Here is a 13,231-nt window from a genome sequence, read left to right on the forward strand (position 1 = left end):
CCTTATATTTGTCCGCCAATATATTATGTCCATGGCAGCCAAACCCTCGATAACACCAGCTGTGATCAGTGGAGGAACACTCCTCCGCGGGACTACCGGTCGAGCTGCAGTCGTCGCCAGGCGATACCGGTCAGTGCTGCGAACAAGATCGGGATGATCGCGACCAGGGCGAGCTGTCCGAGGTGGACGGTGTCGGGCCGCAGCGCCCACAAGGCCGGTGCGGCGAGTGGTAGCCAGGCCGCGGTGTCGAGTGCGGCGACAGCGGTGACTTGCGCGGCGATCAGGATCACCAGGGTGACGGCGATACCAGGCAGCGGTCCGCGGCCGAGGGTCGCGGCCAAGCCGGCTGGAGTTGCGATCATCCCGGTGAGAACCGTGAGAGCCGCCTGGCGGGCGAGTTGCGACAGCGCCTCGCCGTTGACCGGCCCGAGTTCGAGGATGAGCCCGGCGGCCAGAACGAGGACGGTCAGGGTGAGGGCGATGGCGGCGGTCCACAGAAAGTGAATGCACAGTTTCGCCAGTGCGATCGTGTGCCGGGAGACCGGCAGGGCGAACAGGCCGGTGATGGTCCCTTCGGTGAACTCGCGGCCGAAGGTCCAGCTCAGTGCGATGCCGAAGGCGAGCAAGGCTCCGGCGGCGGTGATTTGAGCGGTGACGCCGGTCAGCAGGCTCCAGCCGGTCTCGTCGGCGAGTGGTCCGAGCTTGGCGTTGATCTGCTCGTTGCCGGCCAGGACTGCGGCGACCAGCGTCCCGGACAGGACGGCAATGCCGAGGACGACGAGGATGGTGACGGTGTGTAACACACGGGAGGCGAGAGCCTTTCGCAGCTCGACGTGCACCGCGATACCCTGGGGATTCACGATTTCCTCTGTTCGTCGTCGGCATGGACCGAGTCGAAGAAGGCCCGTTCCAAATCCGGTGTGTCAGGGTCGAGGACGCCGACGATCCGGCCGTGATTGAGCACGGAGACGCGGTGTGCGATCCGGGCGACCTCGTCGAGGTGATGGCTGGACACCAGCACCCCTGCCCCGTCGCCTACACGACGCAGCAGCGTCTCGCGAAGCAGGATCACGCCGGCGGGGTCGAGCGCGTTGGTCGGCTCGTCCAGCACGATCACCGCGGGATGATGCTGGAGTGCGGCGGCCAGGCCGAGACGTTGGCGGTTTCCCTGCGACAGCCTGCGCGCTCGAACAGCCGCGTAGCGGCCGAGGTCCAGCTCCGCGATCGCGGCATCCGCGGTGCCGGGAGCCGACGCGGCCCCGACGCCGTTCAGTCGGGCGGCAAGGGTGAGGTTGGTGCGGGTGTCCAGTTCGGGGTAGGCGAACGGGTGGTCCACCAGATGTCCGACTCGGCGCCAGACGCCGGGCGACACTCGGTGGAGCGGAACGCCGTCGATGTGCACGCTGCCGCCGTCGGTCAAGCGGAGCATCCCGAGGATCGCGCGCATCAGCGTCGTCTTGCCCGCGCCGTTGAGACCGACCAGCGCGTGCACCTCACCTGCCGCGACGGTCAGGTCGAGACCGAACAGGCCCGCGTCCGGCCCGAACACCCGGGTAGCGCCACGCACACTCAGTCGTTCAGTCATCGCGTGCTTCCAGGGTGCGCAACGCGACATCGACCGCGGCACGCAAGGTCAGCCGTTCGTCGCGAGCCCACTCGAACAGGGCCGCTGTCAGCACGGCGAGCACCGCGGCCGCTGCCGCGCGGGCGACGAGTACCGGTGCACCGTCGGCGATGAGCTGGTCGCCGATCCGGGCCTCGGTGGCCGCATTGACGCCCGCACTGCTCGCCCGCAGAGCCGCCGAGCCCGCGATGATCCTGACCCGGCGCCGCACCAGCTCCGACTCCGGCTCCGACAACCCGCTCAGCGCTTGACGGATCCCGCGCACGGCCCGGACCAGAGCGGGATCGTCCACCGGCTGCCCGGCGACCGCGTCCGCGATCGCCGGATCGTAAGGATCGCTGAGGACGACCAACTCCTTGCTGGCGAAGTGGCGGAAGAACGTCATCTCCGTCACCCCCGCCGCGGCGACGATCTGCGCAACCGTGGTCTGTTCGAACCCCTGGACTTCGAACAGGTCCAACGCGCACTCGATCAACCGCGCGTGCGTGCGTCTGTGCCGAGGAGTCATCACAGCCGTAATGTTAGCCGCTAACAAAGTGGCGTGGAGAGTAACCGCGAGGCCTTCCTCACCCCTGCACCGGCGGCCGCCTGCCGATCCCGGGCAGCGTGGGCCTGCGCTCGCGCGCATAGGCCGACGGCGTCATCCCCTTCCACCGTCTGAACGCGTAGATGAAGCTGGACGCCTCGGCGTAACCGAGGCGCACGGCGACCTCCTCCACCGAGAGTGCGCCGGTGGCCAGCAGTTCCTCGGCCAGTGTCTGGCGGACCTCGTCGACCAGCGTGCGATAGCTCGTGCCTGCCTCGGTGAGCCTGCGCCGCAGCGTTCGCGGGCTCATGGTCAGCTCACGCGCGAGCTGGTCCATGCCCGTCTGCGGCCCGGTGCGCAGCAACCGTTCCCGGACCTCGTGCGCGATCCCCGTCCGTGCCCGCCGCCGCGCGACCATCTCGGCGCACTGCGCCATGCACATCGCCACCGTGTGCTGGTTGGCCTGTGGCAGCGCTCGATCGAGATACGCGACGTCGAAGGTGAGGGTGACGACGCCGGACTCGAACGACGGCTCGATGCCGAAGACCTCCAGATAGAGGTCGACACCGGCCGGACGCGGCCCACGCAGTTCGACGCCGAGCAGCGAGATGGCCGGGAGCAGGTCGCGCATCATCGTGTGGATCGCGGCGAGATCGCGCAGGACGAGGAATCCGGCGACGTCCTCGGGCACTCGCTCGTTGTGCAGCGTCAGCGTGACCTGCGCACCGTCGACGGTCACGTGCGGAATGCTGAAGGTGAAGCTGAGATCGAGGTAGCGCAGGGCGAACACCATCGCGTCCCGCAGGGTGGGGCTGCTGATGCAGGCGAAGCCGAAGATGCCGAACGTGGTGACGTGGTAGCGCCGCCCCAGTTCGGCCGCGATCGCATTGTCGTCCCCGAGCGCGGCCACGAGTGCGCGCACCACCCCCAGTTCCTGCCTGGCGTCGACCTGCAGCTCCGGATCACGCAGGTCGGCCTCCCGCAGCCCGGATCCACGCAGCAGTTCCGCCACCGGGACCTCGCGCTCCCGCGCGAACTCCGACATCAGCAGGATGCTCGCCGGATTGCGGGGAAAGTCCCAGTCCCGGACGGCCGGAACAGCGAGTTCGGACATGACCGGAATTATGGATCCGCTCGCCCCGGCCGCACCACAGGGGGATCTGGCCGGTTTTCTCGATTCGCTGACCTGTGTTGCACTTCACTCGCGGGATGCGGCGCTCTACCGTCGCGCCATGACGAAGTGGGAATCCGACTCCGACTATGACGTGCTGGTGATCGGCTCCGGCTTCGGCGGCAGTGTGACGGCGCTCCGGCTGACCGAGAAGGGCTACCGGGTCGGCGTGCTGGAGACCGGCCGCCGCTTCGCCGACGACGAGTTCGCGGCGACGTCGTGGCGGCTGCGCAAGTACCTGTGGGCGCCCAAACTCGGCTGCTTCGGGATCCAGCGGCTCACCCTGCTGAAGAACACCTTCGTCATGAGCGGCTCCGGGGTCGGTGGCGGCTCGCTCGTGTACGCCAACACGCTCTACGAACCGCCGGACACGTTCTACGACGACCCGCAGTGGTCCCACATCACCGATTGGAAGGCCGAACTGGGCCCGCACTACGACCAGGCTTCCCGGATGCTCGGCGTGACCGAGAATCCGGCCACCACCCCGGCCGACCGGGTGCTGCGCGAGGTCGCGGAGGACATGGGCATCGGCCACACCTACCGCAGAACCCCCGTCGGCGTGTTCTTCGGCCCTCCCGGCACCCGGCAGGGCGAGAGCGTGGCCGACCCCTTCTTCGGCGGGGCAGGCCCCGAACGCCGGACGTGCACCCACTGCGGCGAGTGCATGACCGGCTGCCGGCACGGCGCGAAGAACACCCTGGTCAAGAACTATCTCTACCTGGCGGAACAGGCCGGAGCCGAGGTGCACCCGCTGACCACCGCGGTGGACGTCCGACCCCTGGCCGGTGGCGGTTACCGCGTGTACACCGAGCGGACCGGCCGCTGGTTGCGCAAGGGTTCCCGCACCTTCACCGCCGACCAGGTCGTCTTCGCCGCGGCCTCGCTGGGCACGCAGCGACTGCTGCACACGCTGAAGGACAACGGCGCGCTGCCCCGGATCTCCCCGCGCCTCGGCATGCTCGCCAGGACCAACTCCGAAGCCGTGCTCGCCGCGCGCTCCCTGCGCGCGGACAACGACTTCACCAAGGGCGTCGCCATCACGTCCTCGATCCACCCCGACGCCGTGACCCACGTCGAGCCGGTGCGCTACGGCAAGGGCAGCAACTTCATGGGCCTGCTCACCACCGCGCTCGTGGACGCGGAGCCGGGACGACGGCGCTGGGTGCTGGGTCTGCGGGAGCTCTGGCGGCAACGCCGTCACCTGCACCGGCTGCACAACCCGCGCCGCTGGTCGGAGCGGATGATCGGGCTGCTGGTCATGCAGACGCTGGACAACTCGGTCACCACCTACACCCGTCGTGGCCTACTGGGCAGGCGGATGACGACCCGGCAGGGCGATGGCATGCCGAGTCCGGAGTGGATCCCCGCGGGCAACGAGGTCACCCGCAGGGTCGCCGAGAAGATCGGCGGGCTTCCCCAGGGCGCGTGGCCGGACATGTTCAACATCCCGATCACCGGCCACTTCATCGGCGGCTGCGCGATCGGCGACTCGCCGGAAACCGGCGTGGTCGACCCGTACCAGCGGCTGTACGGGCACGCGGGCCTGCACGTGGTGGACGGTTCCGCCATCTCGGCCAACCTCGGCGTGAACCCGTCGCTGACCATCACCGCACAGGCCGAGCGGGCGATGGCCTGCTGGCCGAACAAGGGCGAATCCGACCCCCGCCCGCCACTGGGCGCCGCCTACCAGCGGCTGCGGCCGGTACCACCGAAGAACCCCGTGGTGCCCGAGTTCGCGCCGGGCGCGCTGCGGCTGCCGATCACCCCGGTGTGAGTTGTAGCGATCGTGTACCCCCACCCGGCACTCTGGTCCTCGACGAGTTGACGAGGAGGCGGTCGTGCACGGATCGCGGGTGGTTCACGGGTTCGCCGCGGCGTTGCTCATGGTGGCGGCTCTGCTGGTCGCCGTCCCGAACGCGGCCGCGGCGGCGCCGCTGCCCCGGCTCGGAACCGCGGAGCTGGACACCTTCCGGCTGACCAGGGGTCAGACGTTCACCGTCTATCCCGGCCGGATCGCGGAACTGGAGCGGCACCCGCAACTCGCCGCGCTCGGGCTGAGCGACGTACTCGGCGCGACCAACCGGACTGCCCGGCCGCTGTGTCACGCCACGCACCTCGACCCGACGCTGAAGCCGGCGGGGTTCTGCTGGGACACCAGCGGTGACGACACCAACAACGACTGGGTCCCGCAGGGCGTCACCGGCTCGGGCGATGCCCGGCCCGGCACCGGCAGGGCCGGCGGCAAGCGGGTGGTGGTCGCGTCCTGGCACAACCGGGGCGACACCCTGATCCGGCTGTCGTTCGTCGACGTGACAGACCCGAGCAGGCCCAAATACCGGCACGTGCTGCTCGTCGAACCCACCTCGGACAACGACTTCGCGGCCATCTCCGGACACGGCCACGGGGTGACCTGGATCGGCGACCGGCTGTTCGTCGCCACCAGCGGCGGCGTGATCCGGGTCTTCGACACCGCGCACTTCTGGCGGATGGACCACAGCACCGGCGAGGTCGGCCTCGGCGCCGACGGGAAGTACCACGCCGCCTACCACGCATTCGCCCTCCCTCAGGTCGGTGCCTACTGGTATCCGGGAGGTGGCGGCTGCACCAGCAGGACAGGGCCCCGCCCCTGCCTGGCGACCCTGTCGCTGGACCACAGCGGCACGGGATCGCTGATCGCCGCGGAACACGTGCCAGGGGCGGCAGGCGGCCGGATAGTCCGGTGGCCCCTGGACCGCACGACGGGGTTGCTCCGGATGGCGGCGGATCAGCGGGTACATGCCGCGGAAGGCTTCCGGTCTCCGGTCTGGGGCATGCAGGGCGCGCTCGCGAAGGACGGCTACCTGCTGCTCACCGGCGTCTGCCCGGAGTTCGCGGGCACACCCGGCGACAAACCGTCCTGCCTGCACGGCGGCGTGGGCGGGGAGTCCACCACACGCCTGGGCCGCGCACCGGTGAACAGCCAGAACCTGTCCTACTGGCCCGCCACCGGCGAACTCTGGCTGATGAACGAACAGCTGCGTGAACGCGTCACCGTGCACGTGCCGTGGACAGCTCTCACCGGCCGTGCGCGATGATGTGGACATGTCCAGCGTTCGCGACGTCAGTATCAACGAAGAGCCCATCAAACTCGGCCAGTTCCTGAAGCTGGCCGGCCTCGCCGACGACGGCTCCCACGCGCGCATGCTGCTCGAGTCCGGTGACGTCACGGTGAACGGCGAGGCCGAGCACCGGCGGGGGCGGCAGTTGCGCGGCGGTGACGTGGTCGCCATCGAGGACGAGCGGGTCCGGGTCGCATTCGGCTGACACCTGCCGCCCAAAATCGGTCACAACCCGTACGCATACTCGCGGGTGGAAGGGCAAAAGAGTGAAACTCGAATTCCTTTCAGAATACATAGCTCGACGGATTAGCAAATAACAATCAAAGTATCCGCCAAGTCTGGTAATTGCTGTCCGCGGGTCATACGATCCGGGGAACTGGGATCCTGCCTCTTGGGCGGTGCACGTGATTGCTATTCCATTTCGTGTTCTTGGCCCGCTCGAAGCCGGTAGCGGCGAGCGGGCGACACCACTCGGCGGCCCCAAGCCGCGCATGCTGCTGGCCACCCTGCTGCTGCAGCCGAACTCCGTGGTGGCCACCGACGTGCTGATCGACGTGCTGTGGCCGCAGCGGGCGCCGCGCTCCGCGGCGGCCAACATCCGAACCTACGTGCACACCCTGCGCAGGCGACTCGACGAAGGCGGCGGGCAGCTGGGTGACCGGCTGCGGAGCCGATCCTCCGGCTACCTCCTGACCGTCGCGCCGGCCGAACTGGATTGCACGGTGTTCGAGGAGCGGGTGGACCGCGCGCGGCGTGCGCTGGCCGAGGGCGACACCGGGACCGCCCTGACGGCGCTCGACGCCGCCAGCCGACTGTGGCGCGGGCACCTGCTGGAGGACCTCCCCCACAGCCATGCATGGGCGTCCCGGCTCGCCCGGCTGACCGAACTCCGGCTGTCCGCCGAGGAGCAGCGGCTTCGACTGCGGATCGAGCGGGGCTGGCACTGCGACGCGATCGCCGAACTGCGTGGCCTGCTCGCCGAGCACCCGCTGCGCGAGGAGCTGTGGCAACAGCTGATCGTGGCGCTGGACGCGAGCGGCAGGCGGGCGGAGGCGTTGCACGTCTACGCCGAGGCGGAGCAGGTCCTGCAGGACGAACTCGACGCCGAGCCGGGGCCCGGCCTCCGGCAACTACGGGCCCGGCTGGACCGCGCCTCGGCGAAGGGCCGGCACACTCCCGCGGGCGCCCCGCGATCGCCCTTCCCCGTCTGCCAGCTCCCGTTGGACCTGCCCGACTTCACCGGACGGGGCCCGCTCACCGACGAGCTCATGGCCCTCCTCCGCCGCAACAACCAGCAGAGCGTGCCGACGGTTGTCGTGCTCTCCGGCGCACCGGGAGCGGGGAAGTCGGCGTTGGCGGTCCGGGTGGCGCATGCGATCCGGCAGACGTTCCCCGACGGCCAGTTGCACATCGATCTCGCAGGCACCTCCGCCAACCCGCGCAGTCCACTCGATGTCCTCGCCGAGGTGCTGCGTGCGGTAGGTGTGCCGGACACGGCCATACCGCGAGGACTCGGCGAGCGCTCGGCGCTGTTGCGTTCCCGGCTCGCCCGAAGACGCCTGTGCGTCGTACTGGACGACGCGGCGTGCGCCGCGCAGGTGCGGCCGCTGCTGCCCGGAACCGGCGGCTGCGCGGTCCTCGTCACCAGCCGGGTGCGGATGCCGGACCTCGAAGGCGCCCATCCGGTGGAGGTGGAGGTGCTGCCGGAGGCCGAGGCCCACGAACTGCTCACCGGCATCGTCGGGGTGGATCGGGCCGCGGCCGAACCGGACAGCATCGCGGCACTCCTCGACTACTGCGGGCACCTCCCGCTCGCCATCCGGGTGGCCGGGGCCCGGCTCGCACACCGCCCCGGCTGGACGATCCGGACACTGGCGCTACGCCTGCACGACGAGCGCCGCAGGCTCGACGAACTCCGGCTCGGTGACCTGGCGGTACGCGCCAGCGTCGGGCTCAGCTACGACCAGCTTCCGGCCGACGTCGCGCTCACGTTCCGGCTGCTGGCGCTGCTCGGGCCGGTGCGCTTTCCCGGATGGCTGCCCGCCGCGCTCCTCGGCCGGGCCACGGCCGACGACGTACTGGACACCCTCGTCGACGCGCATCTGGTGGAAGCCGTCGGCGCCGACGCCACCGGCGCACCCCGGTATCGGCTGCACGACCTGCTGCGCTGCTACGCGGCCGAGCAGTGGAATGTGGACAGTCAGGGCGACCGGAAGGCGGCCCTGCGCCGCGCACTGGATGGCTACCTGGCACTCGCACTCGAAGTGGGCGAGACAATGCCGCTCCACTTCTTCGGAATGATCTCGGCCGGCGAATTCACCCCGACGTGGTCTCCGGTGCCCGGCCAGACGCTGACGGGTCTCGTCGGCGACGACCCGGCCGCCTGGTTCGAGGCGGAACACCGCTGGGTCGTCTCGGCGGTCGAACTGGCGGAGCGCTGGGGGCTCGACGACCTGGCCTGGCGGCTGACCGCCGCACTCACCCCGTTCTTCGACCTGCGGGGACATCAGGACGACTGGCACCACACACACGCCATCGCGCTGGCCGCGGCGCGGCGCACGGGCGACCGCACCGGCCAGGCCGTGATCCTGCGCAATCTCGGTCAGGTCCATCTCTACCAGGACTCCTACGACGACGCGCGGGCGGCGTTCACCGAGGCGGCCGCGCTGTTCCGGGAATCCGGCGACGACCGTGGCGTGGCCATCGCGCTGGCCGGGCTGGGCACCGTGCGGCGGATACTCGGCGAACACGACGACGCGCTCGACCACTGCCACGAGGCGCTCGCCCTGTTCGAGTCGGCGGGCGACCGGCACGGGGAGGCCGTGGCCAGGATCGCCGTGGGCGCGGTGTGGCTCGCACTCGGCTGTTTCGCCTGCGCGGGGCGCTGGTTCACCGACGCGCACGCGCTGTCCGCCGCGATCGGGGACCGACACAGGGAAGCGCACGCCCTCAAACGCCTCGCGGCGCTGGAACAGCACCGGGGAAATCTCGGTAAGGCCAGGGAACAGGTGGACCGGGCGATCGCGATCTTCCACGAACTCGGGGACGACCACTGTGTCGGCTACGCCAACCAGAACCTCGGCGAGTTGTACCTCTACAGCGGCGACCTCGCCCACGCCCGGCTACTGCTGGTCAACTCGCTGAGTGTGCACCGGCGAAACGGCGACCGCCGGTCACAGGCACAGGCCGCTGAACTGCTCGGCCAGGTGCACGAGCAACTCGGCAGGCACGAGCAGTCCCAGCGGTACTTCGAACACGCGCTCGCCCTCTGGCGTGAACTCACCCCCGGGGCGCCGGACACCGAACCGGTGCGGCTGTCCACCGTGATCTCCCATCATCACCCGAAAGCCACAGAAGAATTCGCGGACCCGGCGGCCACCGGCCGCACCTCCGCCTGAGCGTCACCCGCTCCCAGCACCCCCGGCACCGCTTTGTATCGATCGTGTACGTCCCCTGCGCAGACTTCCGCGGGTGGCCGGCACAACCGGCCACCTGGTTGCCCGGACGGGCGAAAAGGAGTGAAGGATGGCAGAGGACGAAATCGGCGCACTCGCCGAAGCGAACAGCGAGACATCCTGGTTCTGCTGCGGCCCCGCCTGGGGCCGGTGCAGCTCCGCGGGCGGTGGATCCTGCGGCAACTGCCGGTCCGCCAGCTACCACACGGCATGGCCGAACGCGTCGCAGGCATGTTTCGACATCACCCGGCCCGACCGATGTGGGAGCACACTCTCCCGCCGTGGCTGCGGGCACACGTTCTACGTGAAGCACCTGTGCGGAACCAAGGAAATCGCGGTCAAGATCGCCGACTGCGGCCCGGACACGGATCGCTGGTGTAACGAGAAGCGCTGCTGCGGCGGGAAATGCGCCACCCAGCGACTCCTCGACCTGACGCCTGCGGCGTTCAGCGCGATCGGCAACCTCGACGCCGGTCTGCTCCCGGTGACCTTCCACAGCTGACGACAGTTCCGCCGTAGCCCTGCGGCTTTGCCCTGCGGCACACGAACACAGCGAGGAGCAACAGATGAGCAAGCTCGACCGAAGACGATTCATGACCAGCGCCGTACTCGGTAGCGCGGCCGGGATTGTCGGCGCTACGGCGCTCGGCTCGGTGTCCCCCGAGGTCGCTCTGGCCGAACAGCACGCGAACGTCGGCCTCGGCGCCAACATGTACGACCCGAACTTCGTCGAGGGCCGGATCACCAAGATCAGTGGGAATCTGCTCTCGGTGACCAGTTCCGACCGCTCGTTCCACCGGATCCACGTCACCAACGGCACCAGTGTCTGGAAGCTGCGGCACACCACCTTCAGTGAAGCCGAACTCGGCGACGGGCTCTACGCGCGGGGGTTGCGGCTGGAGGACGGCACCCTCGCCGCCGACTCCGTCTGGCTCAACATCGTCAATCTCCGCACCAAGATCGTCGGCGTCGGGCAGAACTCGCTGTATCTCGACAGCGGCCACGAACGTCTCGTCGGAAACGTGGTGCGCGGCACGACGGCTGCCGTCTACAACAGCACACCCGCGGTGCGCGACCTGTCAATGGTGCGGGTGGGCAGGCACGCCCAGGTCATCGGCGCCTGGCGGCCGGACACCGACCAGGTCGACATCTCCACCGTCTACACCTCCGCGGCCTGATCCACATCGGACATCCAGCGAGCGGCGCACCGGCCCCGCGGCAGTCACGGGCGCCGGGCCGGTGCCCCACTCCCGTCCCCAGGAGGGACCATGTTCCTACCCCACCCATTGGCTTCGAGCCTGCTCGTCCTCGTCGTCGCGGCGTTCACCTCGGCCGGCGCGTTCAAACTGTTCGGCAGTGCCGCTCCACTCGCCGCCCGGCGGTCCGCACTGGCGCAGGTTCTCGGAAAGGCCCGAGTAGTCCCCGTCTTCCGGGGCGTCGGCCTGATCGAACTCGCGCTCGCCGCGCTGCTGCTGATTCCGGCGGCACGACCCGGTGCCGCGTTCCTGGCCGCCGCGTGGTGCCTCGGGATGCTCGGCTATCTCGCCTACGCCCGGTGGCGCGCGCCGGAATCCTCGTGTGGCTGCGTGAGCGCGTCCAGCGGGCCGATCGGTCCGCGCACGTTCACCAGGGTCGCACTGCTCGTGCTCGCTGCTACCGGCGCGACCACTGTGGACGGTTCGTGGACCATGGGCCTCGGCGACGCACCGGTGACCGCCGCGCTGGTCGTCGTGGCGGGAACCGCGTTGTTCGTCGTGCTGTCACCGGAACTGGACCAGCACTGGCTGCTGCCGCTGCGGAAGCTGCGGGTCCAGTGGCGGCATCCGCTCGGCGACACCGCGACGGAGACCGAAGCACCGGTGCAGGCCTCGCTGCAACAGCTCTACCGCAGCCCCGCCTATCAGGGGGCACACGACCTGATTCGCTCCGCACTGCTCGACAGCTGGGACGAGGGCGAGTGGCGGCTGCTCACGTTTGCCGCACGCACCGGGGACCGGTCGATGACGGCGGTGTTCGCGGTGCCCCGGTCGCGCCACGATCCCGCCGAGGTCCGCATGGCCCTGGTCGACTGACTGACCACACTCTCCCGGGAAAGTGCCGCCGGCGATTCGGGGCCACTTTCCCGGGAAAGTGCGGGGCCAGATCAGCAGCCGGTGCTGCTCGTGATGGTCGTGTTGCCGAAGTACCGGATGGCAACACCGTTGAGCACCACGCGCTTCACCACGCCGTTGAGGCGCTGTTCATAGTGCAGGTGGGGGCCGGTGGAACCACCCGTGCTGCCCACCTTTCCGATGATCGTTCCGGTGCTCACCCGCTGGCCGACCGAGACGTTGAAGGAGTTCAGGTGCGCGTAAAGCGTCTTCCAGCCCTCGGCATGCCGGACGACGATGTACTTGCCGTAGCTGGTGTTGCCGAGGTTGCGCACGGTCTCCACCGTGCCCGCGGCACTGGACCGCACGTTCTTGTTCAGCGCACCACTGCGCTGGAAGTCCACCGAGTTCTGCGGGTTGTGGTTGGTCCGGGTGTTGGCGTTCCACACCTGGCCGCAGTCGAACGGCGTCCGCAGATTCACTGCCTGGATGCCGACGTCACCGGAACCGGCAGCTGTGCTGACGTCGGTGGTGCCCGCGGTTGCGGTGACCGGGGTCGCGAGCGCGAGCACGGCTGCCGTGCCTGCGACGACACCGGCGAGCGATCTCCTTGCGGTCGACAGTCTCATGGTTTGTCCCTCATTCCGATCGTTACAAACGAGGAGCAAAGGACAACATCCGCGAATACAAGATTCATACAACCCGGTGCGGCTTGCCAACCGGAGTAGTTGGGAGTTTTTTATAAGTATTTTGGGGCGCCACCAGGATGCGGCGAAAATATCGCCGATTCCTGAACGAAATTCACGAACTCTCTTCACGAGTGCTCGGGAAATGAGCAGAATCGGTTTCCACCCCACCGCCGGAGGCTTCATGTTCACCTTGCGCAGATTGTCCTTCATCGCACTCGCAGCCACCACACTCACCGTCGCCGCCGCTACTCCCGCACTCGCCGACAGCTCACGCTGCACATCCGGCAGCGGCTGCGCGGGCCGGGTCACATTCCAGTCTTACGGCGAGGTTTTCAAGGTCTACGACCAGAAGGCTGACGGCCATTCGGCGGTACTGCTGTACTGGTTACCGGACGGTTCCGGGCCGCACCGCGTGTGGAATCCGAATGGCAACGGCTCCTCGGTCACCGCCAATCTCGAGTTCCCGGAAGGCGACTGGGTGACGTATCGGGCCTGCCTCGGCGAACACGGCCCCAAAGAGATTCTGGAATCAACCTGTGGTGCCTGGATCACCGACTACGCGTGAGCGAGCGAAGCAC

Annotated in this window: 13 protein-coding genes; 8 read left to right on the plus strand and 5 right to left on the minus strand. The window is 68.9% G+C overall.

Features of this window, described 5'->3' with window-relative positions:
* Positions 1–92 precede the first annotated feature (92 nt).
* Genes BM199_RS05560 through BM199_RS05575 form a run of 4 tightly spaced genes read right to left on the minus strand, consistent with a single transcriptional unit; the run spans position 93 to position 3,264 of the window.
* The gene (locus BM199_RS05560) at positions 93–860 is read right to left on the minus strand and encodes an ABC transporter permease (RefSeq protein ID WP_218160292.1); all 768 of its coding nucleotides are present in this window, start codon (positions 858–860) and stop codon (positions 93–95) included.
* Entirely contained in the window at positions 857–1,585 is a 729-nt protein-coding gene (locus BM199_RS05565) for an ABC transporter ATP-binding protein (protein WP_091670500.1), read from the minus strand. The genes BM199_RS05560 and BM199_RS05565 overlap by 4 nt, the downstream gene beginning before the upstream one ends.
* Entirely contained in the window at positions 1,578–2,132 is a 555-nt protein-coding gene (locus tag BM199_RS05570) for a TetR/AcrR family transcriptional regulator (protein ID WP_091670503.1), read from the minus strand. Before BM199_RS05570 ends, BM199_RS05565 begins: the two co-directional genes overlap by 8 nt.
* 58 nt (positions 2,133–2,190) lie before the next feature.
* On the minus strand, positions 2,191–3,264 hold the full coding sequence (locus tag BM199_RS05575) for an AraC family transcriptional regulator (RefSeq protein WP_091670506.1): 1,074 nt from the start codon (positions 3,262–3,264) through the stop codon (positions 2,191–2,193).
* Positions 3,265–3,382: 118 nt separating this feature from the next.
* Here BM199_RS05575 and BM199_RS05580 point away from each other — a divergent pair, with 118 nt between their 5' ends.
* The 7 genes from BM199_RS05580 (at position 3,383) to BM199_RS05610 (ending at position 11,946) form a co-directional block, all read left to right on the plus strand.
* A complete protein-coding gene (locus tag BM199_RS05580; RefSeq protein ID WP_091670938.1) occupies positions 3,383–5,095 on the plus strand; it encodes a GMC oxidoreductase in 1,713 nt (570 codons plus the stop codon).
* A gap of 64 nt (positions 5,096–5,159) precedes the next feature.
* On the plus strand, positions 5,160–6,395 hold the full coding sequence (locus tag BM199_RS05585; RefSeq protein ID WP_245788171.1) for a hypothetical protein: 1,236 nt from the start codon (positions 5,160–5,162) through the stop codon (positions 6,393–6,395).
* Between the two features lie 7 nt (positions 6,396–6,402).
* Positions 6,403–6,624, plus strand: a complete 222-nt coding sequence (locus tag BM199_RS05590; protein ID WP_091670509.1) for an RNA-binding S4 domain-containing protein — start codon at positions 6,403–6,405, stop codon at positions 6,622–6,624.
* 199 nt (positions 6,625–6,823) lie between these two features.
* Positions 6,824–9,817 carry an AfsR/SARP family transcriptional regulator gene (locus BM199_RS05595; RefSeq protein WP_245788172.1) on the plus strand — a complete coding sequence of 998 codons (2,994 nt, stop codon included), beginning with the start codon at positions 6,824–6,826 and terminating at the stop codon, positions 9,815–9,817.
* 127 nt (positions 9,818–9,944) lie between these two features.
* The gene (locus BM199_RS05600) at positions 9,945–10,376 is read left to right on the plus strand and encodes an RlpA-like double-psi beta-barrel domain-containing protein (protein WP_091670514.1); all 432 of its coding nucleotides are present in this window, start codon (positions 9,945–9,947) and stop codon (positions 10,374–10,376) included.
* Between the two features lie 64 nt (positions 10,377–10,440).
* On the plus strand, positions 10,441–11,052 hold the full coding sequence (locus tag BM199_RS05605; RefSeq protein WP_177242485.1) for a cell wall protein: 612 nt from the start codon (positions 10,441–10,443) through the stop codon (positions 11,050–11,052).
* Between the two features lie 90 nt (positions 11,053–11,142).
* Positions 11,143–11,946, plus strand: a complete 804-nt coding sequence (locus BM199_RS05610; protein ID WP_143101770.1) for a MauE/DoxX family redox-associated membrane protein — start codon at positions 11,143–11,145, stop codon at positions 11,944–11,946.
* A 71-nt stretch (positions 11,947–12,017) separates the two neighbouring features.
* On the opposite strand, the gene BM199_RS34900 is transcribed toward BM199_RS05610, so the two are convergent.
* Positions 12,018–12,593, minus strand: coding sequence for a M23 family metallopeptidase (locus BM199_RS34900; protein WP_091670519.1), 576 nt, complete (start codon positions 12,591–12,593; stop codon positions 12,018–12,020).
* Between the two features lie 202 nt (positions 12,594–12,795).
* Here BM199_RS34900 and BM199_RS05620 point away from each other — a divergent pair, with 202 nt between their 5' ends.
* Entirely contained in the window at positions 12,796–13,218 is a 423-nt protein-coding gene (locus tag BM199_RS05620) for a hypothetical protein (RefSeq protein WP_091670523.1), read from the plus strand.
* Positions 13,219–13,231: the final 13 nt, after the last annotated feature.

Origin of the sequence: Amycolatopsis marina (assembly GCF_900111885.1) — a bacterium.
GTDB classification, from domain to species: Bacteria; Actinomycetota; Actinomycetes; order Mycobacteriales; family Pseudonocardiaceae; genus Amycolatopsis; species Amycolatopsis marina.